The sequence below is a fragment of the Thioalkalivibrio sp. ALE20 genome (assembly GCF_000381405.1).
Lineage (GTDB): Bacteria > Pseudomonadota > Gammaproteobacteria > Ectothiorhodospirales > Ectothiorhodospiraceae > Thioalkalivibrio.
Genome location: NZ_KB906472.1, coordinates 244402 through 267198, shown reverse-complemented (window position 1 = coordinate 267198; position 22797 = coordinate 244402). Strand labels below are relative to the sequence as shown.

The following is a 22797-nucleotide window of genomic DNA, read 5'->3' as shown; positions in this document are numbered from 1 at the left end:
GTTCAGCGAAAACGCCAGACCAGGCTGACCTCACTGATGGTATCGGTGTTTTTCTTGCCGGGCTCGACATCGGTGTTGTGCTTGACGGTGAAGCTGGTCCGCAAAGCCATGCGGTCGGTCATGTCGGCGGTCAGGGCGAGGATGTTCTCGACCTCGGTGTTGTCCCGACCGCTGATGATCAGCAGCTCGTCGGTCAGACGTGCGCTCTCGCTGATGTCCCAGCGCAGGTTGCCCCCGAGCCGGCCGACCGCGTCGGTGTCGGACTCGCCGGATTCGGCCAGGCGTGCCTGACGGGCGCCGGCGCCGATCTCGCCATCCAGTCGCAGGCGCTCGCGATCCACCAGACGCCGGCCGTAACCCACGGTCTGCGAGGCCTGATAGTCGTAGCTGCTGAAACGGTCGCGTTCGTAACGCAGCGCGCCGAACACGTAATCGTGTTCCGCCAGACGCCGGTCAAGCTGGTACCCCGCGATATAACGCTGCCCCGTGGTCTCGCGGTCTTCCTCGGTGAACAGCGCGTCGCCACGCAGCCGGTTGCGCCACAACTCGGCGGTATGCTCGGCGCGGATCCGACCGCTGGCGGTGGCCGACTCGGTATTCCCGGTCGTCAGCGAGGCTCCGGCCTCCAGAGTGGTTTCCCATCCCTCCGCATCCCAGGCCTGAGCCTGCGAGACTGGTATGCTGACAAGCATGACGGAAGACAACAGTACGGCGGCAGAACGCGGTACACGCGACAACATGGGACCCTCCGGGTCAGCAGACGGGCCCGGGACCCTAGCAAAGCCGCTGGGGGGCTCCGACCAACCCTCGAAGTACACGGGGCTTTCGGCGGTGGATCAGTGCGTGCACTGCGGTCTGTGCCTGCCCCACTGCCCCACCTACGGGCTGCACCGGCAGGAAGGCGACTCCCCGCGAGGTCGCCTGACCCTGATGCAGGGCCTGGCCCGCGGCGAGCTCGATCCCCAGTCCCCCCGCCTGCGCAGCCATCTGGAAGGCTGTCTCGGCTGCCGCTCCTGCGAGGCCGTGTGCCCGGCCGGAGTCCCCTTCGGTGCCCTGATGGATCGCAGCCGCGAAATCCTCCTTCAGGAATCGGACGAGCCGGAGGGCGCCCCGCTGCCCATGCCTCGCATGCTGCACGACCGCCTGCTGGGATCGCCCCGGCTGCGGCGACTCGCCGGCCTCGGGGCCCGGGCCGCCGCACGCCTGCCGCGCGCCGGGCTCCCGGGACTGGACGCCACCGTGCGCCGGGCCCTGGAACATGCGCGCCCCAGCCTCGCCCCGCCTCCCCGGCTGCGCGCCGACGGCCCGCCCGACGCGGTCGACGTGCTGCTGTTCACCGGCTGCATGGACGCCTTCTTCACCGGGCCCGACCTGGAAGCGGCCCTGACCGTCCTGCATGCGCTGGGTCTGAAGGTGGGCATCCCCTCCTCCCCGACCTGCTGCGGCGCCCTGGACCGACACGCCGGACGCCCCGCGGCGGCCACGGAACTGGAGCGGCACAATCGGGAAGCCTTCGGTGCGGCCGAGGATGGCCCGCCGGTGATCGTCCTCGACAGCGGCTGCGAGGCGACCCTGCGCGAGGCCGCCGACAGCTTCCCCGGCGCCCGCGCGACCAGCCTCACGCGTTTCGTCGCCCGACACCTGGAGGAACACGGGCCGCCCCGTGACGGCTGGCGCGAGGACCCGGTGCGCGTCGCCCTGCATCGCCCCTGCACCCAGCGGAACGTCACCCGCGAGGGCGAGATCCTGCCGACGCTGCTGCGCGGCCTGCCCGGCGTGACCCTCGCCGGGACCCCGTCCCTCCCCAACTGCTGCGGCGCCGGTGGCACCGCGATGCTCGCCTGGCCGGAGCAGGCCGATGCCCTGGGACAGCAGACCCTGCAGGCCCTGGGTACGGAGGCTCCTGACTGCATCGTCTCCGGCAACGTGGGTTGCCGGGTGCATCTGCGCGCCCTGCAGCCGCAATCGCCTGAAGACCCGCCGCTTGTCTCCCCGGCCCGTTTCCTTGCGGGGCGCCTCGCGGTAACCTGAGACAAGGCCCATACCCGAGCGCCCGCCATGCGCCGACTCTCCCCGCTGGATCATCTGATCACCCAGGCCGACGCCCTCGTCAAGGTCGTCTCCGGGCATGCCCGCTCCACCGGCCGCCCGTCGCCCGGTGGTGACGAACCCGGTCCGATGCTGGACGACCACGACCGTCAGGAAACCGGGCGGCTGATGCGGGTCAACCATGCCGGCGAGGTGGCCGCCCAGGGCCTGTATCAGGGACAGATGCTCACCGCCCGCACCCCGGCGATTCGCGCGCAGCTGGACCAGGCGGCACGCGAGGAAGGCGACCACCTGCACTGGTGCGCCCGGCGGGTCCACGAGATGGGCATGCACACCAGCCTGCTGACGCCCTTGTGGTACGTCAGCTCGCTGGGCGTGGGTGCGCTGGCCGGGCTGGCCGGGGACCGTTACAGCCTGGGCTTTGTCGACGAGACCGAGCGCCAGGTGGAGCAGCACCTGGACCGCCACCTGGACCGCCTGCCGCCGTCCGACACCGTGTCGGCGCGCATCCTCGAACAGATGAAGCAGGAAGAGGTGGAACACGGGGCAAAGGCCATGGCGATGGGGGGTCGGACCCTGCCGTGGCCGGTGCGCAGCGTGCTGATGCCGCTGACCTCGAAGATCATGACGCACACCGCCTACCGGCTCTGAGCCCGGTTTCCCCGGGCCGGGCATCCCGCGCGGCGCGTCAGCTCCCGCGGCTCATGTTCTTGCCGTAGAAGATCTCCATCATCTCGTGCTTGAGCAGCTTGGCGATGCGCTTGGCTTCCTTCGCCGAGTAGTCGTCCTTGCCCAGGCCGAACAGGTAGTTGTCGAGGTCGAAATCCTTCAGCACCATCTTGGTGTGGAACAGATACTCCTGGTACACGTTCACGTCCACCATCTGGTACTTGTCCTTGGTGTCGCGCGACAGGAAGTCCTGGATGGAGTTGATCTTGTGATCGATGAAGTGCTTCTTGCCGCGCACGTCCCGGGTAAAGCCGCGCACCCGGTAGTCCATGATCACGATGTCCGACTCGAAGCTGTGGATCAGGTAGTTCAGCGCGCGCAGCGGTGAAATGCGCCCGCAGGTGGACACGTCGATATCCGCGCGAAAGGTCGCGATCCCGCCCTCCGGATGCGCCTCCGGATAGGTGTGCACGGTGATGTGGCTCTTGTCGAGATGCCCGACCACGGTTTCCGGCAGCGGTCCCGGGCCCTCGGTGTAGCCGATCTGCTCGGTGGCCACCGGCTCCTCGGAGATCAGCATGGTCACCGACGCGCCCTGCGGGTCGTAGTCCTGGCGCGAGATGTCGAGGATGTTGGCACCGATCAGGTGCGCCACGTCCGTCAGGATCTGCGTCAGACGCTGGGCGTTGTAGGCCTCGTCGATGTAGGCGATGTACTCGTCGCGATGACGATCGCCCGACGCATAGCAGATGTCATAGATATTGAAGCTCAGGCTCTTGGTCAGGTTGTTGAAGCCGTGGAGCTTGATCTGCTTCTTGTGACGCGACATGGCGTACCCTCTTGCCCGGGCCGTAAGGAGCGGCGAATTGTAGAGACATCACGCGGCGAGTCAACGGCTTGCACCCGCCAGCGGATCAGCGCGGAGCCGGCCCTTCCACGATCTCGAAATCATGGGTCACGCGGGCCGACGCCCCCAGCATCATCGACGCCGAACAGTATTTCTCGGCGGAGAGCTGTACCGCCCGTGCGACGTGCTTTTGCGACAGATCGTTCCCGTACACCCGGAAATGCACATGGATGTCGGTGAAGACCTTCGGCACCTCGTCGGCGCGGGTGCCGTCGATGTCCACCTGACAGTCCAGCACATCCTGCCGCGACTTCTTCAGCATCGCCACCACGTCGAAACTGGTGCAGCCGCCCAGTCCCAGCAGCAGCATCTCCATCGGCCGCGCCCCCAGGTTGCGCCCGCCGGCGTCCGGCGCCCCGTCCATCACCACCGCGTGGCCGCTGTCCGTCTCGCCGACGAAAGCCACACCGTCCAGCCATTTCACGCGTACCCGCATTTATCCACCCTGCCCGATATTTTTGTGAACCCGTCGAAGCAGAATCGTCACCGAAGCCCCCGCCGGGTGCATTACACTCTCGTGCACTACACTTTAACGTGTTCTCCCGATCGAACCGGTAATCATGAGCAAGCCTTCCCCGGCCCAAGCGGCCATGCCCAACCATTCTCCGGCGATGGAACGTCTGCTGGAACACTGCCAGCGCCGCCACTATCCGCGCCGCACCACCGTGATCCAGGCGGGCACGGTACCGGACACGCTGTACTACGTACTCGGCGGCTCGGTCTCCGTGCTGGGCGAGAACAACGGCCACGAACTGGTGCTGGCCTATCTCAACCGCGGCGAATTCTTCGGCGAGCTCGGGCTGTTCGAGGACGACCCGCGCAGCGCCACGGTCGTCACCCGCGAGGACACCGACACCGCGGAGATCCCCTACACGCGCTTTCGCGAACTGGCGATGCGCGACCCCGAGATCCTGATGCTGCTGACCCGGCAGATCGCCGCCCGCCTGCGGCAGACCTCGCGCAAGGTCATGGACCTCGCCTTTGTCGACGTCACCGGCCGCATCGCGCACACCCTGCTCGACCTCGCTCAGCAGCCCGACGCGATGACCCATCCCGACGGCATGCAGCTGCGCATCACCCGCCAGGAGCTGGCGCGCATCGTCGGCTGCTCGCGCGAGATGGCCGGCCGCGTGCTCAAGGAACTGGAAGAACGCGGCCTGATCAGCGCGCACGGCAAGACCATCGTGGTCTACGGCACGCGCTGATCCCCCGGCCCCGGCTCAGCCCTCGCCGCGGAACAGCCGCCCGAGGGCTGCGCCCGGATCCTCCTCGCGCATGAAGGCCTCGCCCACGAGGAACGCATTCACCCCCGCGTCGCGCATCCGCTGCACGTCCTCGACGCTGTGGATGCCGCTCTCGGTCACCAGCAGCACGTCTTCCGGCACCCGGTCGAGCAGCTCCAGGGTAGTCTCCAGACGCGTCTCGAAACTGCGCAGGTCGCGGTTGTTGATGCCGATCAGGTCCGCACCCAGGCGCACCGCGCGCTCCAGTTCCTCGGCGTCGTGCACCTCCACCAGCGGATCCATGCCCAGCTCGCGGGTGAGGAAGATCAGTTCGCCCAGGTTGGTGTCATCCAGCACCGCCGCAATCAGCAGCACCGCATCGGCCCCCAGCACCCGCGCCTCGTAGACCTGATACAGGTCGATCACGAAGTCCTTGCGCAGGATCGGCAGGTCACAGGCCACGTGCGCCGCACGCAGGTCACCGTCGCGGCCCTTGAAGAAGCTCACGTCCGTCAGCACCGACAGGCAGGTGGCCCCGTGCTCGGCATACGAACGCGCGAACGCGTCCGGGTTGAAGTTCGGACTGATCTGCCCCTTGCTGGGGCTGGCCTTCTTGATCTCGGCGATCACCGCGGCGCGCCCGGCGTCGATGTCCGCCTGCAGCGCGGCGCGGAAACCGCGCGGCTCCTCCGCCGACGTCAGCCAGCCACGCAGCTCGCGCAGGGGCTGCACGTCGGAGCGCTCGATCAGCTCCTCGCGCTTGCGTTCGAGGATCCGCTCGAGGATATCGGGGGTGTCGTCACTCATGTTTCAACTCTCCTTTTGTGCCAGCCGCGTGGAGACGGCCTGCAGCTGTTCCAGTCGTTCGCGGGCGGCGCCACTGTCGATCACCTCGGCGGCCCGGCGTACGCCCGCCTCCAGGCTTGGCGCGCCGCCGCCCACGAAGATCGCCGCGCCGGCGTTGAGCAGGACGATGTCGCGCGCGGGTCCCGGCGTACCCGCCAGCACGTCGCGCAGCATCGCCGCCGAGGCCGCCACGTCGGCGACCCGCACGGTGTCCAGGGCGGCGGTGGTCAGGCCGACATCCTCCGGCCGCAGGGTATATTCCGTAATCTCGCCGTCGCGCAGCTCCGCCACCCGGGTCGGCGCGCCGATGCTGATCTCGTCCAGTCCGTCCTCGGCATTCACCACCATCACGTGTTCGGAACCCAGGCCCTTCAGGGCCTCCGCCAGCGGCCGCAGCCAGTCGGCGGAGAACACCCCCAGCACCTGGTTGGGCGCACCGGCCGGATTGGTCAGCGGCCCCAGCACGTTGAACAGCGTGCGCACGCCGAGCTCCCGGCGTGGCCCGATCGCATGGCGCATCGCCCCGTGATGGGCCGGGGCGAACAGGAAGCCGACCCCGACCTCCCGGATGCAGGTAGCCACCGCGTCGGGGCCCAGCTCCAGGTTTACGCCCAGGGTTTCCAGCACATCGGCGGAGCCCGAACGCGAGGACACCGACCGGTTGCCGTGCTTGGCCACCCGCACCCCGGCGGCCGCGGCCACCAGTGCCGAGGCGGTGGAGATGTTGAAGGTCCCGGAGGCATCGCCCCCGGTCCCGCAGGTATCCACCAGGCCGGCGCGCGGGACGTCCACCCGCGTGGCCAGTTCCCGCATCACCCCGGCGGCGGCGCGGATCTCGTCGATGGTCTCGCCCTTCATCCGCAGGGCGACCAGCAGGCCGCCGATCTGGGCATCGGTCGCCTCGCCGCCCATCACCGCGCGCATCACGGCGGTCATCTCGTCGGCGTCCAGGTCCTGGCGTTCAACCAGCTTCGCAATGGCTTGGGGCAGGGTCACGTTCGTTCTCCGGCTGCTGGGCGGTCAGGGATCAACGGGGCACAGTTTAGGGAAACGCGCGGCTTTACGCAGGTCGACCGGCCGCCGGGGCGCGCGGCACGTCGCGCGGACCGCCGCCCAGCCACCAGATCAGCGCCCCGACCAACCACACCACCAGGGCCCCCGCCACCAGGTGGCGCGGATCATCATCCAGATGGTCGACCAGGAACAGCGTCAGCAATGCACTGATGCCCAGCTGCACGAAGGCCTGCATGGCCGAGGCCATGCCGCGTGCCCCGGGGTAGCAGTCCAGCGCCAGCAGGGTCAGCGACGGCATGGCCGTGGCCAGGGCGAAACTGTACAGCGCGAACGGCCCGGTGATCGACACCACCGGTCCGTCCAGCCAGGCACCGACCCCGATCAGCACCAGGGCCGTTCCGCTCAGGCCCAGGCCGATGCTCACGGCGGCCTGCGGCGTCAGGCGCGCGGCCGTGCGCCCGGCCACGAACGCCCCCAGCAGGAGCCCCGCCACCAGCGGCAGGAACAGCCACCAGAAATCGCGTTCGTCCCCGCCCAGATGCTCGTAGATCAGCGTCGGCGAGGCCGCGATGAAGATGAACATCGCCCCGAACATCGCCGCGTGCACCCCCACCGGCCGCAGGAATCGCGGGTTGCGCAGGGTGCGCAGATAGCCCTGCACGATCGCCGGCGGCCGGCTGCGCACCCGCCCGACCGGCGGCAGCGTCTCCGGCAGGAACGCCCGCGCCGCCAGCAGCAGCACGCCGCCGTACAGCGCGAGGAAGGCGAACACCGAGCGCCAGCCAAAGCCGGCCTGCAGCCAGCCCCCGATGATGGGTGCGGCAGCCGGCCCGATGGAGAACACCATGGTGACCAGAGCAAAGACCCGGCGCGCATCGGTCGGGTCGAAACGGTCGCGCACCAGCGCCCGCCCGACCACCACCCCGGTGGCCGCCGCCAACCCCTGCAGGATGCGCAGGGTGACGACCTGCCAGTAGGCGGTGGACACCACCAGCAGAGCGGAGATCAGCAGGTAGGCGAACAGCGCCCACAACACCACCGGGCGCCGCCCGAAGGCGTCCGACAGCGGACCGGTGACCAGCGTGGACAGGGCAAACGCCACCAGGTAGGCGGACAGCGTGGCCTGCATGGCCGCGGAATCCACCGCCAGGGATTCCGCCATCGCCGGAAACGATGGCAGATAGGTATCCAGCGAGAACGGCGCCAGCATCACCAGCGGCGCCACCAGCAGCGCGTAGCGCAGCCGGGTACGGCGGTCGCTCAATGACGGCACGGCAGTCGTCGCGCGGGGTGGTCACGCAAAGGCGTCTGGAGCGCGAACGCGCACATCGGTTCGCGTTTCCCCGGCGTCACGCCGGCTGCGGCAGGCGGCGCAGGAAGTTGTCCAGCAGCTCGTGGCCCTGACGGGTCAGGATGGACTCCGGGTGGAACTGTACGCCTTCCACATCCAGTTCACGGTGGCGCAGCCCCATGATCTCGTCACGCGTGCCGTCGGCATGTTCCGTCCACGCGGTGACTTCCAGGCAGTCCGGCACCGAGCCGGCATCCACCACCAGCGAGTGATAGCGGGTGGCCTCCAGCGGGTTCTCCAGCCCCGCGAACACGCCCTGACCGGTGTGGTGCACCGGCGAGGTCTTCCCGTGCATGATCTCGCGGGCGCGCACCACGGATCCCCCGAAGGCCTGACCGATGGCCTGGTGCCCGAGGCAGACCCCGAGGATCGGGATCTCGCCGGCGAAGCGCTCGATCACCGCCAGCGATACCCCGGCCTCGTTGGGCGTGCAGGGGCCCGGCGAGATGACGATCCCGGCGGGGTCCAGCGTGGCGATGTCCTCCGGGGTGATGCGGTCGTTGCGATGCACGGCCACCTCCGCCCCCAGCTCGCCCAGATACTGCACGAGGTTGTAGGTGAAGGAGTCATAGTTGTCGAGCATCAGGATCATGTCGGGCTCCCGGATGGCCTGGACGGCGAGTTGCGGACAAGCGTAGCGCGGCGCGAGGAACGAAGCCCGGAAACCCGGGCAAAAGGGGGTCCACCCGCGCCGGCGGCGAAATCAGCGGCGGTGGCGGCGCGGCCCCAGCCCGCCGAGCGCAGTCTCCGCCGCGCGCACCACGGCGCGACCCTTGTTCAGGGTCTCCTGCCACTCGTTCTCGGGCACCGAGTCGTGGACCACGCCGGCCCCGGCCTGGATGTGCAGCTCGCCTTCGTGCAGCACCGCCGTACGGATGGCGATCGCGGTGTCCATGTTGCCGGACCAGGAGAGATACCCCACCGCCCCGGAGTACGGCCCGCGCTTGACCGGCTCCAGCTCGTCGATGATCTCCAGCGCTCGGATCTTGGGCGCGCCGCTGACCGTGCCGGCCGGGAAGGTCGCGCGCAGCACGTCCATCGCCGACAGCCCCGGCGCCAGCTCGCCTTCCACATTGGAGACGATGTGCATCACGTGCGAATAGCGTTCCACCACCATGGTGTCGGTGACCCGCACCGAGCCGGTGCGGCTGACCCGGCCGGCATCATTGCGCCCCAGGTCGATCAGCATCAGATGTTCGGCACGCTCCTTGGGATCGGCCAGCAGTTCGGCCTCCAGCGCGCGGTCCTCGTCCGGATCGCGCCCGCGCGGCCGGGTCCCGGCGATCGGGCGCACGGTCACGCGTTCGTCCTCCAGGCGCACCAGGATCTCCGGCGACGCGCCGACCACGTGGTGATCGCCCAGGTCCAGGTAATACATGTAGGGCGAAGGGTTCAGTTCGCGCAGGGCGCGGTAGAGATCCAGCGGCGGCGCGGAAAACGGCACGCTCATGCGCTGCGCCAGCACCACCTGCATCACGTCGCCGTCTAGGATGTACTGCTGCGCCTTCTCCACCGCCGCCTGGAAGCCCTCGGCCGACCAGCCGGGAACGTATTCCGGCACCGCGTGCGGATGCGGCGGATCGTCCGGCGGAACCAGCGGCTCGCCCAGACGGGTCTCGAGTTCGTCCAGGCGCTCGGACGCCACCGCCTGCCCGTCCGGCCGGGACGCATCGGCATGCACCACCAGGTACGCGCGACTGGACAGGTTGTCGTAGACCACGACTTCCTCGGAGACCAGCAGCAGGATGTCCGGCAGGCCCAGTTCGTCAGGCTTGTCCGGGCCGTCCAGGCGCGGCTCGATGAGACGCACGGTCTCGAACCCGAAGTAGCCGACCAGTCCGCCGGTGAAGCGCGGCAGGCCCGGCAGATCGGCCACCCGGAAACGCGCCTGATAGGCCTCGATCCAGGCCAGCGGGTCGGCCACGGTCTCGCGTTCGACCACCTCGCCGTCGGTCTCCACCGTGATCTCGTGGCCGTGCACCCTCACCAGGGTGCGGGCCGGCAGCCCCACGAACGAATAGCGCCCCCAGCGCTCGCCGCCCTGCACCGATTCGAACAGATACGAATACGGCCGGTTGGCCAGCTTGAGGAAGATCGACAGCGGGGTCTCGAGGTCGGCGAGCACCTCGCGCACCAGCGGGATGCGGTTATGCCCCTCGCGGGCGAGTTCGTCGAACTGTTCGGGGGTCATGGCGGACATTTCCTGGCAACGGGTCGGATGAAGGACGGCGGTTCAGAGGCCGTCGCGCCATCGTCCGGTCGCGGGGAAGCAGGCGTCCATGACCGGCCTCATGCCGCCCGTGCCGGCAGTCGCGCAGGGAGCTCGTCCAGACGGTCCAGCACCGCGTCCGGATTCTGGTCGCGGATGTCGTCCCCGTGATTGTAGCCGTAGGTCATGCAGACGATCTGGAATCCCGCCGCGCGCGCCGCCTTCACGTCGCTCTTCGAATCCCCGACCATCAGCGAATCCTCCGGCTTCACGCCCAGCTCGCGTGCGGCATGCCACAGGGGCTCCGGGTCCGGTTTTTTCTTCTCCAGATCGTCGCCGGCGACCACGATCTCGAAGTCGTCGAGGATGCCCTTCTCCGCCAGCAACGGGCGGGTGAAGCAGCCCGCCTTGTTGGTCACACAGCCCAGGCGGTAGCCCTCGGCCCGCAGACGGTCCAGGCCCTCGCGCACGCCGGGATACAGCGGGCTGCGCCCGGCGGTGTTCTCCTGGTAGATCCGCATGAAAACCGGCAGGGCCCGCTGGTACAGCTCCGGGTCGGGCTCGCCGTCGAGATCGTTGACCAGCGCACGCTGCACCAGCCGTTCGACGCCGTTGCCCACCCAGTTGCGCACCGCGGCCTCGCCGCGCTCGGGCAGACCGAGCTCGCGCATCATCGCGTCCACGCTCCAGGCCAGATCGGGCACGCTGTCGATCAGCGTGCCGTCCAGGTCGATCAGGATCATGGCGGGACGTTTCAGACTCACGCGAACCTCGCAGCGACGGGCGGAACGGACGGACGGGGCACCAACGCCTCAGGCGCCGGCCAGCTCCTCGCGCATCTTCTTGAGGATGCTGTCGTAGCGGTTGGGATCGGAATCCTCGCCCGCGCCGAAGATCGCCGAGCCGGCGACGAAGGTATCCGCGCCGGCCGCCTTGACCTCGCGGATGTTGTCGGCCTTCACGCCACCATCGATCTCCAGGCGGATATCACGCCCGGAGGCGTCGATGCGCTGGCGCGCCTCGCGCAGCTTGTCCAGCGTGCCGGGGATGAACTTCTGCCCACCGAAACCGGGGTTCACCGACATCAGCAGGATCATGTCGACCTTGTCCATCACGTAATCCAGATGCGACAGCGGGGTCGCCGGATTGAACACCAGCCCGGCCTTGCAGCCCTCGCTCTTGATCAGCTGCAGAGTGCGGTCGATGTGGTCGGAGGCCTCCGGATGGAAGGTGATGTAGCTGGCACCGGCCTGGGCGAAATCCGGGATGATGCGGTCCACCGGCTTCACCATCAGGTGCACGTCGATCGGCGCCTGGATGCCGTGCTTGCGCAGGGCTTCGCAGACCAGCGGACCGATGGTCAGGTTGGGGACATAGTGGTTGTCCATCACGTCGAAGTGGACGATGTCGGCGCCCGAGTTGAGGACGTTCTCGACTTCCTCGCCCAGCCGGGCGAAATCGGCGGACAGGATGGACGGAGCAATCAGGTCGGGTTGTGCCATGCGGTGCCTCGCGAAGGTTAAATCGGGAAGGAGACCGGCGCGTGCCGGTTCTTCTGAACCGCAAAACTTTACCCGAAGGCGCGGCCCCGGGCAAAAATCCGGGACCGCGCAGCGGGGCCGACGAGCGTCGCCCCCGGGGCAAACCGCGCCTTATTCGGCGAACTCGGTCTCGATGAAGGCCGCCACGTTGGCGATGTCCTCGTCACTCAGCGACTGCGCGTGGGGGCGCATCAGCGCGGTGTTGTCGCCCACCTGCTCGCCGGCGCGGTAGCGTTCGAGCTTGTCGGTCACGTAGGCGGCGTCCTGACCCTTCAGGGCCGGGAAGATCGCTTGACCACGCCCGTCGGCCTGGTGGCAGCTGGCACACACGGCCTGGTACATGGACTGCCCGGCCTTGATGTCGGCCGCCTGCGCCGGGAGGGTGAAGGCGAGGGCCAGACCGGCCCCGGTCATCAGCGCGAATGCGTTCTTCATTGTTGTTGTCTCCTGCTGGATCCTTCGGGTTTTATGCACAGGGTCTCGACCGCTGCGTGGAATGAACATTAGCAGGCACTTCCTGAACGGTTCATTAAACAAATCCTGATTTGATCGGGGCAGGTCAGCGTCCGTGGAGATAGCGCTCGTCCGACCAGGTGGCCAGCCAGCCCGGGCGCAGGACCACCAGGGCCGTGACCACGATGCCGTTGACCACCGACTCGGGCAGGATCAGCAGGGGGAGATAACGCACGTAGTCGCGATAGACCTCGTGCCAGGCCAGTTCGGTGAACAGGCCGTACACCGCCGCGGTACCCAGCACCGCGACCACCGCCGACAGCGCCCCTCCGAGGAAGGCCACCCCGTAGAGATAGATGAACATGTGCGGCGGCAGGCGGGTTTCGGTCAGGCGCAGCAGCCCCCAGGTCACCGCCACCGGCAGGATGCCGGCCAGCAGCACGGTCAGGGGCACGGTCGACATCGGCAGCACGCCGAACAGTCCGAGCACGCCCACCACCAGAAACGCCAGCAGGATCGCCAGCTGCCAGCCGAACACCAGGGTCACTGCGGTCATGCCCATCAGGTGGAGGGCCAGGCCGTCCACGGTCTGCGCGCGCAGCGTCCAGATGACCAGCAGCGCGATGAATGCGCCGACGAACAGCTGCGCGCGACCGGGGATGAAAAAGGCCTCCCAGGGCATGCGACGCAGCATCACGACCAGCCCCGCCCCGGTCAGCAGGGCCACCAGCACCTGGAGCGCGACGGGCAGATCGGCCGCACCCTCGGCCACGGGTCAGTCCTCCTCGCGGCGCGCCAGGGCGACGGTGTAGTCGCGCCCCTGCTTGAGCTTGTCGTAGTTGCCGAACACCTCGCGAAACCCCTTTTCGATGAAGCGTCGCAGCCCGGTAATGGTCACGACATACAACCGCCCTCCGGGGTTCATCTGCTCGTGCGCATCCAGCAGCCAGGTATAGAGCAGCTCGCGCCCGACCTTGGCCGGGAGATTGGAGGCGACGACGTCGAAGCGACGGTCGCGGATATGCGAGAAGCCGTTGCTCAGCAGGCATTCGACGTTGGTCAGCCCGTTACGCTCGGCATTCGTGCGGGCGTATTCCACCGCCATGAAGTTGGTGTCCACCAGGGTGCAGGCCCCGGGGGCGGCCTTGTGCGCCATCACCAGCCCGATCGGACCATAGCCGCAGCCGAGATCGAGGCAGCGATCACCGGATCCGATCTCGGCGTGCCGCAGCAACAGCCGGGTCCCGTCGTCGATCCGCCGCGGCGAGAACAGGCCCCAGGTGGTGCGCAGGCGCAGCGGCACGCCTTCCAGGGTCTCCTCGATCTCGAGGTCCTGTTTCAGTTCGGCCTGACGCGCGCGACGCGCGGCGACATCGGGAAAATCGTTCCGACTCATTGCAATGGTTCTCCGGCGAGGCCCCGCCACAGGGATTCGGCGACGTCGGCCACTGCGTCGGCGTCGTCCTCGCCCGGCAGGCCGACCACGTTCACATGCCCCATCTTGCGCCCCGGACGGGCCTCGGCCTTGCCGTACAGATGCAGCCGGGCCCGCGACTCGCCGAGCACGCCGGTCCAGTCCGGCGCGGTCGCCGCCGGCCACAGGTCGCCCAGCAGGTTGACCATGGCCACCGGGGCGGTCGCCCGGGCCGGGGCCAGCGCCAGGCCACAGACCGCACGCAGCTGCTGTTCGAACTGTGACACGCTGCAGGCATCCAGGGTGTAATGGCCGGAATTGTGGGGCCGCGGGGCGATCTCGTTGACCAGCAGCTCGCCGCCGGCGGTCACGAAGAATTCCACCGCCAGCACCCCGCAGTAATCCAGACGATCGGCCACCCGCAGCGCGACGTCTCGGGCCTGCTGCTCCAGTGCGGCGGACAGACGCGCCGGGACCCGGGTCAGGTGCAGGATGCCGTGGCGATGATGGTTCTCGGCCACCGGGAACACCTCGCTGCGCCCGTCCGGCGCGCGCGCCACGATCACCGAGACCTCGCGCGCCAGCTCGACCTGCTCTTCCAGCACGCAATCCACCCCGCCCAGCCCGGCATGGGCCGCGGCCAGGTGGTCCGGATCCTCGAGACGGGCCTGCCCCTTGCCGTCATAGCCCAGACGAGCGGTCTTGAGCATCGCCGGGAAGCGCGGCTCGCCGGCCCCGGTGGCCGGGGGCTGCGGATCACGACCGGCCAGCACCGGTCGCCACGGCGCCACCGCGATCCCTGCCTCGGCGAGGAAGCGCTTCTCCGCCAGCCGGTCCTGGGCGATGGTCAGCGCGCGTGGCCCGGGGCGCAGACAGCCGCGCGCCGCCACGCGTTCCAGCGACGCGGCGGGGATGTTCTCGAACTCGGCGGTGACCGCCGCGCAGGCATCGGCCAGCTGATCCAGCGCCGCATGATCGTCGAATGCGGCGACGCGGTGCCAGTCCGCGACCGCTCCGGCCGGGCTGCGCGGGTCCGGGTCCATCACCATCACGGCGTAGCCCGAACGGCGCGCGGCCAGCACGAAATAGCGGCCCAGCTGGCCGCCGCCCAGCAGGCCGAGGGTGGCGGGCGGAGCAATCATGGACGGTTCACGCCGGATCCGGCGGCAGGCTCTGACCGAGAACGGCGTCGCGCTGTTCGGCGCGGAAGGCGTCCAGCCGCGCCGCGAGATCGGGGTCGCCGGTGGCCAGCATCGCGGCCGCGAACAGCGCGGCATTGGCGGCACCCGATTCGCCGATGGCGAAGGTGGCCACCGGGATCCCGCGCGGCATCTGCACGATGGACAGCAGCGAGTCCTCGCCCTGCAGGTGCCGCGAGGCCACGGGCACGCCCAGCACCGGCACCGGCGTCTTGGCGGCCAGCATGCCCGGCAGGTGCGCGGCGCCGCCGGCGCCCGCGATGATCGCGGACAGACCCCGCTCGCGCGCCTGTTCGGCATACTCGAACAGCAGATCCGGCGTGCGATGCGCGGACACCACGCGGGTCTCGTGGGGAATCTCCAGGCGCGCCAGCAGTTCGGCGGCGCGCTCCATGGTTCCCCAGTCCGAGGTGCTGCCCATGACCACGCCCACGCGCGGCGGTGTTGCGGTGTCGGTGATATTCATCCGCGCAACCATAGCGGGAGCGCCGTGCGGCGACAAGCCGGCCGGCAGTCTTCGGCGGCGCGTTCCCTGTGTCGCCACAGCCGCTACAATACGCGGATGGACGATACCCTTCTTGAAAGTGACATCCCCGACCTGGAATGCGTCCACCGCGGCAAGGTGCGCGACCTGTACCGGGTGGACGACGACCACTGGCTGATGGTGACCACCGACCGGCTGTCGGCATTCGACGTGATCCTGCCTACCCCGGTGCCGGACAAGGGACGGGTGCTGACCGCGATCACCGTGTACTGGATGCAGCGCATCGAACGCGAGCTGGACATCCCCAATCAGCTGACCGATATACCGCTGGCCGAGGTAGTGCCGGACCCCGCGGTGCGCGCGCCGCTCGAGGGGCGCAGCCTGGTGGTCCGGCGACTGGAGGCCCTGCCGGTGGAAGCGGTGGTGCGCGGCTACCTGATCGGCTCCGGCTGGAAGGACTATCAGGCCACGGGTGCGGTCTGTGGTCTCCCGCTGCCACCGGGGCTGGAACTGGCCGGGGCACTGCCGGAGCCATTGTTCACGCCCAGCACCAAGGCGGCGGTCGGGGATCACGACGAGAACGTCGACTTCGACCATGTCGCCGCGGCCATCGGCGAGGAGCGCGCGCGCGAAGTCCGCGAGGCCAGCATCGCGATCTACAAGCTGGCGCGCGAGCACGCCGCCGCGCGCGGGATCATCATCGCCGACACCAAATTCGAATTCGGGCTCGACCGCGAAGGCCGCCTGCATCTGATCGACGAGGTCCTGACACCCGACTCCTCGCGCTTCTGGCCGGCGGACGAATACGCCCCGGGCCGCAGCCCCGCGTCGTTCGACAAGCAGTACGTGCGTGACTACCTGGAGACCCTGGACTGGGACAAGACGGCCCCGGGCCCGGCCCTGCCCGCGGAGATCGCCGAGCAGACGGCGGCGCGCTATCGCGAGGCACTGGAACGCCTGACCGGGTCGCCACTCGACCGGTCATGAATCCCGCGGGCCTGTTCGTCAGCGCCACCGACACCGGCGTGGGCAAGACCTTCGTCGGCTGCGCTCTGCTGCGGGCCTGGCGCACGGCAGGGCTGAACCCCGTCCCGTGCAAGCCGGCGGAATCCGGCTGCGAGACAGGGCCGGACGGCCTGTATCCCGCCGACGGCGTGGCCCTGACCGCCGCCGCGGGGCTGCCCCCGGCGGCAGTCGCTCGGGTGACCCCCTGGCGATTCCCCGATGCCCTCGCCCCGGACCAGGCGGCGCGCAACACCGGCCGCCCGCTGTACCTCGCGGACCTGGTCGACGCCTGCGAGGCTCAACGGGAAGAAGCGGAGGGGCCGCTGCTGGTGGAAGGCGCCGGCGGCTTCTATTCGCCGTTGGCCGAGGACGCGCTGAACGCCGACCTGGCCGCGGCGCTCGGCCTGCCCGTACTGCTGGTGGCGGAAGATCGCCTGGGGACGCTGAACACCTGCCTGCTGACACTCGAAGCCCTGGAGCGGCGCGGACTCGCACTGGCGGGGATCGTGCTCAACCGGCGCCAGCCCGACACCGATCCACGCCTGGACAACGCATCCGCCCTGCAACGGCGCAGCCCGGTACCGGTGATCGAACTGGCCGAGGGGACAGCCCCGGAGGCGGCCGGTCAGAGGGTCTCGACCTCCATCGCATCGGGCCTGATTCCGCCTTCGGCCGGATCGGCCTCCGGCCGCTGATCCTCACCGCCCCGCGCCGGGACCTCGTCGGCCTCGTCTCCGCGGAGCTCGAGCAGGGCGTCACGCAGGGCATGAGTCCCGGGGTGATCCACCCTGCGGCCCTCCAGGATGTGCACCGGCCGCAGGTCCTCGCCATAGTAGGCTTCGTTGAAGTCTTCGCGGACCGTCAGGCGCGAGCCTTCGAAGCTCATCCCCAGATACGCCCCGCGCGCCCGCGCGTAAGAGATAAAATCCGCATTGACGGAAGCACTGCGCCCGGCACCCACCGGACCCGCGGCGACTTCGGCATCACCCCCCAGTCGCATGGACGAGGCGAACAGCGAATCTCGGGCATCGGGCCTCCGTGCGACCATCACCACCTCGGCTGCATCCCCGCCGATCTGTACGCCGAAGCTGACGGATCCGAGTGAATAGAACCCCACCGGACTGTAATCGCCCTCGTCTTCGTCCCAGGCCAGGGCCACGCCCAGCCCGCCGGATCCGCCAATGAAGAACCCGCCACGGATCACGCGCGGGAAGATCACCACCGCATGCGCTTCCCGCAGGTCGGCGCGCAGCGCGGGATAGTCGGGGTGCCCGGCCATGCGGGTGAGGGTGTCCTTCGCGCGGTCGACGATGTCCTGCGGATCGACGTCGCGCGCGAACGGGTTGGCGCTGGCCGGGGCCATCAGGGAGAGGGCCACGGCAAGAGCGAGAGCAATGACGATAAACGGGCGCATCGGGGCCTCCGTGGAGGTGCCTGGGTTCGAACAGGATCCCGACATGATGGCACAAAAAAAGGGGGCCGAAGCCCCCTTTTTCGTGCATCCGTGCGCGGATCGCGAGATCAGTTGATCTTCGGATCCAGATCGCCGCTGTTGTAGCGGGCAACCATGTCGTCCAGCGACATCGGCTTGATCTTGGACGCCATCCCGGCGCAGCCGAAGGCTTCGAAGCGCTGCTTGCAGACGTCCTTCATGCCGGCGGTCGAGGCCTTCAGGAACTTGCGCGGGTCGAATTCCTTCGGGTTCTCGGCCAGGAACTTGCGCACCGCGCCGGTGGAGGCCATGCGCAGGTCGGTGTCGATGTTGACCTTGCGCACGCCGTGCTTGATGCCTTCCTGGATCTCCTTGACCGGCACGCCGTAGGTCTCGCCCATGTCACCGCCGTACTGGTTGATGATCTTCAGCCATTCTTCCGGCACCGAGGAGGAGCCGTGCATCACCAGGTGGGTGTCCGGGATCCGGGCGTGGATCTCCTTGATGCGCTCGATCGCCAGGATGTCACCGGTCGGCGGACGGGTGAACTTGTAGGCGCCGTGCGAGGTGCCGATGGCGATGGCCAGGGCGTCGCACTTGGTCTTCTTGACGAAGTCCGCGGCCTCGTCCGGGTCGGTCAGCAGCTGGTCGTGGGACAGCGTGCCTTCGGCGCCGGAACCGTCTTCCTCACCGGCCTGGCCGGTTTCCAGGGAGCCCAGGCAGCCCAGCTCGCCTTCCACGGACACACCGCCGGAATGGGCCATCTCGGCCACCTTGGCGGTCACGTCGACGTTGTAGTCGTAGGTCGACGGGGTCTTCATGTCGGGCATCAGGGACCCGTCCATCATCACCGAGGTGAAGCCCGACTGGATGGAACGCAGGCACACCGCCGGCTCGGAGCCGTGGTCCTGGTGCAGCGCGATCGGGATGTCCGGATACTGCTCGGCGGCCGCTTCGATCATGCGGCGCAGGAAGGGCTCACCGGCGTACTTCCGCGCACCGGCGGACGCCTGGATGATCACGGGGGAGTCCACTTCCTTCGCGGCCTCCATGATCGAATGGATCTGTTCCATGTTGTTGGCGTTGTAGGCCGGCATGCCGTAGCCATGCTCGGCGGCATGGTCCAGCAGCTGGCGAAGCGAGATCAGTGCCATGGTTCCTCCTTACGGGATTCGCACTTCAGGTTGGGAACTGGACGTCCGGGTGACGGTCGCCGTCAGGCGACTTCGCCGGCCCGGACGATTTTCATTGCGTTGGTGCCGCCATGGGCACCCTGCAGGTCGCCCTTGGTGATTATGACCAGCTGGCCATCCTGCACGACCCCCTCGGCCTGGAGCAAGTTGACCGCTTCGCGGTTCAGGCTCTCGTGGCTCTCCGGCAGCGAGTCGACATACACCGGATAGACACCGCGGTACAGACTCATGCGCCGACTGGTGTCCATGCGCCGGGTCAGCGCGTAAATCGGGATCCCGGAACTGATCCGCGACATCCACAGGGCGGTGGCGCCGGACTCCGTGAGGGCCGCGATCGCCTGCACATCCAGGTGATTGGCCGTGTACATGGTGGCCATCGCGATCGCCTCGTCCACGCGCCCGAAGGTGGAGTCCATGCGGTGGTCCGACTGCCGAGCGGCACGCTGGCGCTCCGCGGCTTCGCAGATCCGGTCCATGCTGGAGACCACCCGTCCGGGATAGCGTCCGGTTGCGGTCTCGCCCGACAGCATCACCGCGTCGGTGCCGTCCAGCACCGCGTTGGCCACGTCGAAGACCTCCGCCCGCGTGGGGATCGGATTCTGGATCATGGTCTCCATCATCTGGGTCGCGGTGATGACCAGCCGGTTGAGGGCGCGCGCCCGCGAGATCAGGGTCTTCTGCACCCCGGGCAGTTCGGCGTCGCCGATCTCCACCCCGAGATCCCCGCGCGCGATCATGATCACCTCGGTCGCCGAGATGATCTCGTCGATCACGTCCAGGGCCTCGGAACGCTCGATCTTGGCGCAGATCCCGGCCTCCCAGCCGGCCTCCTTCAGGAGCCCGCGGGCCAGGTGGATGTCCTGCGCCGAGCGCGGAAACGACACCGCCAGGTAGTCCACCTCCAGCTCGGCCGCCAGGCGGATGTCCTCGCGATCCTTGTCGGTGATCGCCGGGGCGGACAGGCCACCCCCCTGGCGATTGATGCCCTTGTTGTTGGACAGCTCGCCGCCGACCACGACCTCGGTTTCGACCCGGCTGGCCGCGACCGCGGTCACCTTGAGCACGATGCGGCCGTCATCCAGCAGCAGGATGTCATCCGGGCGCACGTCCTTCGGCAGGTCGGTGTAGGTCAGGCCGACCTGGGTGTCGTCACCGTCGTCGCGGCCCAGACCCGCGTCCAGCGCGAACGGTGCGCCTTCTTCCAGGTGCACCTTGCCATTGGCGAAGCGCTCGATGCGGATCTTGGGCCCCTGAAGGTCGCCGAGGACGCCGACCACGCGATGGGCACGCTCGGCGGCCGCGCGCAGTCGCTGCACGCGGGCACGGTGGTCATCCGGATCCCCGTGCGAGAAGTTGACGCGCACGACATCGACGCCGGCCTGGATGATGGCATCCATGGCTTCGTCGCTGTCGGTCGCGGGGCCAAGGGTGGCTACGATCTTGGTGCGTCTCACGCGGGGCTCTCCGATGTTCGATGACGTGGCGTTCAAGGCCGTTCAGCCCTTCGCCCGCTCCTCGAGCATCGCCACGGCCGGCAACGTCTTGCCTTCCAGGAACTCGAGGAAGGCGCCGCCGCCGGTGGAGATGTAGCTGATGCGCTCGGAGAGATCGTATTTGTCGATCGCCGCCAGGGTGTCGCCACCGCCGGCAATGGAGAAGGCATCGCTTTCCGCGATCGCCTCGCCCAGGGCCTTCGTGCCGGCCGCAAACTGGTCGAACTCGAACACGCCCACCGGGCCGTTCCAGACGATGGTGCCGGCATTGCGCAGGGCTTCCGCGTAGGTGGAGGCGGTCTCCGGACCCACGTCGAAGATCATGTCGTCGGCGCCGATCGCGTCCACCGACTTGGTCTCCGCCGGCGTGCTGTCGGAAAACTCCTTGCCGACGGTGACGTCGGTCGGCACCGGGATCTCGCCGCCCTTGGCGCGCGCGGCTTCCATCAGTCGCTTCGATTCGTCGACCAGATCGGCCTCGTACAGCGAGTTGCCGACATCATGGCCCTGGGCCGCGATGAAGGTGTTGGCGATGCCGCCCCCCACGATCAGCTGGTCCACGACCTTGGACAGGGACTCCAGCACGGTCAGCTTGGTCGAGACCTTGGAGCCGCCGACGATCGCGACCAGCGGGCGCTTCGGGTTATCCAGCGCCTTGCTCAGGGCTTCCAGTTCGCGGGCCAGCAGCGGACCGGCGCAGGCCTGCGGCGCGAACTTGCCGGCCCCGTGGGTGGAGGCCTGGGCGCGGTGAGCAGTACCGAAGGCGTCCATCACGTAGACGTCGCACAGCGCGGCGTACTTCTTCGCCAGCGCCTCGTCATCCTTCTTCTCGCCCTTGTTGAAACGGACGTTTTCGAGCATCACCACCTCGCCGGGCTGGATCTCCACCCCGTCGAGATAATCCCGCACCAGACGCACTTCGCGGCCGAGCAGCTGCCCCATGTGCTCGGCGACCGGGGCCAGGGAATCCTCCTCGGAGAATTCGCCCTCGGTGGGCCGACCCAGATGCGACATCAGCATCACGCCGGCGCCGCCTTCCAGGGCCTTCTGCACGGTCTCGAGACTCGCGCGGATACGCGCATCGGACGTGACCTTGCCGTCCTTGACGGGGACGTTCAGGTCCTGGCGCACGAGCACGCGGCGACCCTGCAGATCGAGATCGGTCATCTTGGTGACGGACATGGAATACCTCGCGAAAAAGGTTGGAACGAAAAAGTCTTCGGTGCAGCCTCCCCTACGGGGAAGCTGCGCCCAAGACTCTGGCGGGACGCCGCCGGGAGCGGCACGCGCCCCGGCGGACTCCCCGCAGGTCTTATTGGGCGACGTGCTCCACCATGCGGAGCATGTTGCAGGTGTAGCCGTACTCGTTGTCGTACCAGGCCACGACCTTCACGAACGTCGAGTCCAGCTGGATGCCGGCGCCGGCATCGAACACCGACGGGGCGGTGTAGCCGCGGAAGTCGGTGGAGACCACCAGGTCCTCGGTGTAGCCCAGAACACCCTTCAGCTCGCCCTCGGAGGCCTTCTTCATGGCCTCGCACACGGCCTTGTAGTCGGCCTCGCCATTGAGTTCGGCGGTCAGGTCGACCACCGACACGTCGGAGGTGGGCACGCGGAAGGCCATGCCGGTCAGCTTGCCGTTCAGCTCGGTCAGCACCTTGCCCACGGCCTTGGCGGCACCGGTGGAGGACGGGATGATGTTCTCCAGGATGCCGCGACCGCCGCGCCAGTCCTTCATGGACGGGCCGTCCACGGTCTTCTGCGTGGCGGTGGCGGCGTGCACGGTGGTCATCAGGCCGCGCTTGATGCCCCAGTTGTCGTGCAGGACCTTGGCCACCGGCGCCAGGGCGTTGGTGGTGCAGGAAGCAGCGGAGACCATGTTCTGGCCGCTGTAGTCGCCGTGGTTCACGCCGTAGACGAACATCGGGGTGTCGTCCTTGGACGGGGCGGACATCACGACCTTCTTCGCCCCGGCGTCCAGGTGCTTCTGCGCGGTCTCGCCGGTCAGGAACAGGCCGGTGGACTCGATCACCACGTCGGCGCCGATGTCGCCCCACTTCAGGGCGGCCGGATCCTTCTCCGCGGTCAGGCGGATGCGGTTGCCGTTCACGACCAGGTCATTGCCCTCGACGCTGATGTCGCCTTCGAAGCGGCCGTGGACCGAATCGTAGCGCAGCATGTAGGCCAGGTATTCCGGATCCAGCAGGTCGTTGATGCCGACCACCTGCAGGTTGGGGAAGTCCTGGGCGATGGCGCGGAAGGCCATGCGGCCGATGCGGCCGAAACCGTTGATACCAACCTTGATAGCCATGGGA

The 22797-nt window shown here is 68.4% G+C and carries 25 protein-coding genes; 5 read left to right on the top strand and 20 right to left on the bottom strand.

The window, feature by feature from the left end; genetic code table 11:
- Positions 1 to 2: 2 nt before the first annotated feature.
- Positions 3 to 740: a YdiY family protein gene (locus F790_RS0104655; RefSeq protein WP_019590967.1), complete on the bottom strand. Its 738-nt coding sequence runs from the start codon at positions 738 to 740 to the stop codon at positions 3 to 5.
- A gap of 103 nt (positions 741 to 843) precedes the next feature.
- On the opposite strand from F790_RS0104655, the gene F790_RS0104650 reads away from it, so the two are divergent.
- Both F790_RS0104650 and coq7 read left to right on the top strand, forming a co-directional pair.
- A complete protein-coding gene (locus tag F790_RS0104650; RefSeq protein ID WP_081647370.1) occupies positions 844 to 2031 on the top strand; it encodes a (Fe-S)-binding protein in 1188 nt (395 codons plus the stop codon).
- Positions 2032 to 2058: 27 nt separating this feature from the next.
- On the top strand, positions 2059 to 2700 hold the full coding sequence (gene coq7 / locus F790_RS0104645; protein WP_019022708.1) for a 2-polyprenyl-3-methyl-6-methoxy-1,4-benzoquinone monooxygenase: 642 nt from the start codon (positions 2059 to 2061) through the stop codon (positions 2698 to 2700).
- A gap of 37 nt (positions 2701 to 2737) precedes the next feature.
- Here the strand turns inward: coq7 and speD are convergent, their stop codons facing one another.
- Complete coding sequence (gene speD / locus F790_RS0104640; protein WP_018869719.1) at positions 2738 to 3547, bottom strand: adenosylmethionine decarboxylase; 810 nt, start codon at positions 3545 to 3547, stop codon at positions 2738 to 2740.
- Between the two features lie 85 nt (positions 3548 to 3632).
- Positions 3633 to 4061 (bottom strand): OsmC family protein, encoded by a 429-nt coding sequence (locus tag F790_RS0104635; protein ID WP_019569482.1) that lies wholly within the window; start codon positions 4059 to 4061, stop codon positions 3633 to 3635.
- A gap of 154 nt (positions 4062 to 4215) precedes the next feature.
- Here F790_RS0104635 and crp point away from each other — a divergent pair, with 154 nt between their 5' ends.
- The gene (gene crp, locus F790_RS0104630) at positions 4216 to 4830 is read left to right on the top strand and encodes a cAMP-activated global transcriptional regulator CRP (protein WP_018947530.1); all 615 of its coding nucleotides are present in this window, start codon (positions 4216 to 4218) and stop codon (positions 4828 to 4830) included.
- Between the two features lie 15 nt (positions 4831 to 4845).
- On the opposite strand, the gene trpC is transcribed toward crp, so the two are convergent.
- The 12 genes from trpC to purE all read right to left on the bottom strand — a co-directional run bounded on the left by trpC (position 4846) and on the right by purE (position 15341).
- The gene (gene trpC, locus F790_RS0104625) at positions 4846 to 5655 is read right to left on the bottom strand and encodes an indole-3-glycerol phosphate synthase TrpC (protein ID WP_018869716.1); all 810 of its coding nucleotides are present in this window, start codon (positions 5653 to 5655) and stop codon (positions 4846 to 4848) included.
- Between the two features lie 3 nt (positions 5656 to 5658).
- Positions 5659 to 6690, bottom strand: a complete 1032-nt coding sequence (trpD, locus tag F790_RS0104620; RefSeq protein ID WP_019569480.1) for an anthranilate phosphoribosyltransferase — start codon at positions 6688 to 6690, stop codon at positions 5659 to 5661.
- Between the two features lie 64 nt (positions 6691 to 6754).
- Positions 6755 to 7972 (bottom strand): multidrug effflux MFS transporter, encoded by a 1218-nt coding sequence (locus tag F790_RS0104615; RefSeq protein ID WP_019590965.1) that lies wholly within the window; start codon positions 7970 to 7972, stop codon positions 6755 to 6757.
- An 85-nt stretch (positions 7973 to 8057) separates the two neighbouring features.
- Positions 8058 to 8651, bottom strand: coding sequence for an aminodeoxychorismate/anthranilate synthase component II (locus F790_RS0104610; RefSeq protein WP_019590964.1), 594 nt, complete (start codon positions 8649 to 8651; stop codon positions 8058 to 8060).
- A gap of 111 nt (positions 8652 to 8762) precedes the next feature.
- On the bottom strand, positions 8763 to 10250 hold the full coding sequence (trpE, locus tag F790_RS0104605; protein ID WP_018869712.1) for an anthranilate synthase component I: 1488 nt from the start codon (positions 10248 to 10250) through the stop codon (positions 8763 to 8765).
- A 98-nt stretch (positions 10251 to 10348) separates the two neighbouring features.
- Positions 10349 to 11032, bottom strand: a complete 684-nt coding sequence (locus F790_RS0104600) for a phosphoglycolate phosphatase (RefSeq protein ID WP_026279475.1) — start codon at positions 11030 to 11032, stop codon at positions 10349 to 10351.
- Positions 11033 to 11080: 48 nt separating this feature from the next.
- On the bottom strand, positions 11081 to 11770 hold the full coding sequence (rpe, locus tag F790_RS0104595) for a ribulose-phosphate 3-epimerase (protein WP_018869710.1): 690 nt from the start codon (positions 11768 to 11770) through the stop codon (positions 11081 to 11083).
- 150 nt (positions 11771 to 11920) lie between these two features.
- Entirely contained in the window at positions 11921 to 12244 is a 324-nt protein-coding gene (locus tag F790_RS0104590) for a c-type cytochrome (RefSeq protein WP_018869709.1), read from the bottom strand.
- A 124-nt stretch (positions 12245 to 12368) separates the two neighbouring features.
- Positions 12369 to 13034: an energy-coupling factor ABC transporter permease gene (locus F790_RS0104585; protein WP_019569478.1), complete on the bottom strand. Its 666-nt coding sequence runs from the start codon at positions 13032 to 13034 to the stop codon at positions 12369 to 12371.
- Positions 13035 to 13037: 3 nt separating this feature from the next.
- Positions 13038 to 13658, bottom strand: a complete 621-nt coding sequence (locus F790_RS0104580; RefSeq protein WP_019590963.1) for a class I SAM-dependent methyltransferase — start codon at positions 13656 to 13658, stop codon at positions 13038 to 13040.
- Positions 13655 to 14818 carry a 5-(carboxyamino)imidazole ribonucleotide synthase gene (locus F790_RS0104575; RefSeq protein WP_019590962.1) on the bottom strand — a complete coding sequence of 388 codons (1164 nt, stop codon included), beginning with the start codon at positions 14816 to 14818 and terminating at the stop codon, positions 13655 to 13657. The genes F790_RS0104580 and F790_RS0104575 overlap by 4 nt, the downstream gene beginning before the upstream one ends.
- A gap of 7 nt (positions 14819 to 14825) precedes the next feature.
- A complete protein-coding gene (gene purE / locus F790_RS0104570; protein WP_019022698.1) occupies positions 14826 to 15341 on the bottom strand; it encodes a 5-(carboxyamino)imidazole ribonucleotide mutase in 516 nt (171 codons plus the stop codon).
- A 96-nt stretch (positions 15342 to 15437) separates the two neighbouring features.
- Here purE and F790_RS0104565 point away from each other — a divergent pair, with 96 nt between their 5' ends.
- Together F790_RS0104565 and bioD are read left to right on the top strand one after the other, a co-directional pair.
- A complete protein-coding gene (locus F790_RS0104565) occupies positions 15438 to 16346 on the top strand; it encodes a phosphoribosylaminoimidazolesuccinocarboxamide synthase (RefSeq protein WP_019589042.1) in 909 nt (302 codons plus the stop codon).
- Positions 16343 to 17059: a dethiobiotin synthase gene (gene bioD, locus F790_RS0104560; RefSeq protein ID WP_019589041.1), complete on the top strand. Its 717-nt coding sequence runs from the start codon at positions 16343 to 16345 to the stop codon at positions 17057 to 17059. Before F790_RS0104565 ends, bioD begins: the two co-directional genes overlap by 4 nt.
- Here bioD and F790_RS0104555 read toward each other — a convergent pair.
- The 5 genes from F790_RS0104555 to gap all read right to left on the bottom strand — a co-directional run bounded on the left by F790_RS0104555 (position 16990) and on the right by gap (position 22793).
- Entirely contained in the window at positions 16990 to 17778 is a 789-nt protein-coding gene (locus F790_RS0104555) for a lipid-binding SYLF domain-containing protein (RefSeq protein ID WP_019590961.1), read from the bottom strand. The two genes, bioD and F790_RS0104555, sit on opposite strands and share 70 nt — an antisense overlap.
- Positions 17779 to 17885: 107 nt before the next feature.
- Positions 17886 to 18950, bottom strand: coding sequence for a class II fructose-bisphosphate aldolase (gene fba / locus F790_RS0104550; RefSeq protein WP_019022695.1), 1065 nt, complete (start codon positions 18948 to 18950; stop codon positions 17886 to 17888).
- A 62-nt stretch (positions 18951 to 19012) separates the two neighbouring features.
- Entirely contained in the window at positions 19013 to 20443 is a 1431-nt protein-coding gene (gene pyk / locus F790_RS0104545) for a pyruvate kinase (protein WP_019022694.1), read from the bottom strand.
- A gap of 42 nt (positions 20444 to 20485) precedes the next feature.
- Positions 20486 to 21664 carry a phosphoglycerate kinase gene (locus F790_RS0104540; protein WP_019022693.1) on the bottom strand — a complete coding sequence of 393 codons (1179 nt, stop codon included), beginning with the start codon at positions 21662 to 21664 and terminating at the stop codon, positions 20486 to 20488.
- 130 nt (positions 21665 to 21794) lie between these two features.
- Positions 21795 to 22793: a type I glyceraldehyde-3-phosphate dehydrogenase gene (gene gap, locus F790_RS0104535; protein WP_019022692.1), complete on the bottom strand. Its 999-nt coding sequence runs from the start codon at positions 22791 to 22793 to the stop codon at positions 21795 to 21797.
- Positions 22794 to 22797: the final 4 nt, after the last annotated feature.

Bases quoted from the DNA above. Each gene is read 5' to 3' on its own strand.
- F790_RS0104655 (WP_019590967.1), bottom strand. From the start codon at position 740: ATGTTGTCGCGTGTACCGCGTTCTGCCGCCGTACTGTTGTCTTCCGTC.
- coq7 (WP_019022708.1), top strand. From the start codon at position 2,059: ATGCGCCGACTCTCCCCGCTGGATCATCTGATCACCCAGGCCGACGCC.
- speD (WP_018869719.1), bottom strand. From the start codon at position 3,547: ATGTCGCGTCACAAGAAGCAGATCAAGCTCCACGGCTTCAACAACCTG.
- F790_RS0104635 (WP_019569482.1), bottom strand. From the start codon at position 4,061: ATGCGGGTACGCGTGAAATGGCTGGACGGTGTGGCTTTCGTCGGCGAG.
- crp (WP_018947530.1), top strand. From the start codon at position 4,216: ATGCCCAACCATTCTCCGGCGATGGAACGTCTGCTGGAACACTGCCAG.
- trpC (WP_018869716.1), bottom strand. From the start codon at position 5,655: ATGAGTGACGACACCCCCGATATCCTCGAGCGGATCCTCGAACGCAAG.
- F790_RS0104610 (WP_019590964.1), bottom strand. From the start codon at position 8,651: ATGATCCTGATGCTCGACAACTATGACTCCTTCACCTACAACCTCGTG.
- trpE (WP_018869712.1), bottom strand. From the start codon at position 10,250: ATGACCCCCGAACAGTTCGACGAACTCGCCCGCGAGGGGCATAACCGC.
- rpe (WP_018869710.1), bottom strand. From the start codon at position 11,770: ATGGCACAACCCGACCTGATTGCTCCGTCCATCCTGTCCGCCGATTTC.
- F790_RS0104590 (WP_018869709.1), bottom strand. From the start codon at position 12,244: ATGAAGAACGCATTCGCGCTGATGACCGGGGCCGGTCTGGCCCTCGCC.
- F790_RS0104580 (WP_019590963.1), bottom strand. From the start codon at position 13,658: ATGAGTCGGAACGATTTTCCCGATGTCGCCGCGCGTCGCGCGCGTCAG.
- F790_RS0104575 (WP_019590962.1), bottom strand. From the start codon at position 14,818: ATGATTGCTCCGCCCGCCACCCTCGGCCTGCTGGGCGGCGGCCAGCTG.
- purE (WP_019022698.1), bottom strand. From the start codon at position 15,341: ATGAATATCACCGACACCGCAACACCGCCGCGCGTGGGCGTGGTCATG.
- F790_RS0104565 (WP_019589042.1), top strand. From the start codon at position 15,438: ATGGACGATACCCTTCTTGAAAGTGACATCCCCGACCTGGAATGCGTC.
- bioD (WP_019589041.1), top strand. From the start codon at position 16,343: ATGAATCCCGCGGGCCTGTTCGTCAGCGCCACCGACACCGGCGTGGGC.
- F790_RS0104555 (WP_019590961.1), bottom strand. From the start codon at position 17,778: ATGCGCCCGTTTATCGTCATTGCTCTCGCTCTTGCCGTGGCCCTCTCC.
- fba (WP_019022695.1), bottom strand. From the start codon at position 18,950: ATGGCACTGATCTCGCTTCGCCAGCTGCTGGACCATGCCGCCGAGCAT.
- F790_RS0104540 (WP_019022693.1), bottom strand. From the start codon at position 21,664: ATGTCCGTCACCAAGATGACCGATCTCGATCTGCAGGGTCGCCGCGTG.
- gap (WP_019022692.1), bottom strand. From the start codon at position 22,793: ATGGCTATCAAGGTTGGTATCAACGGTTTCGGCCGCATCGGCCGCATG.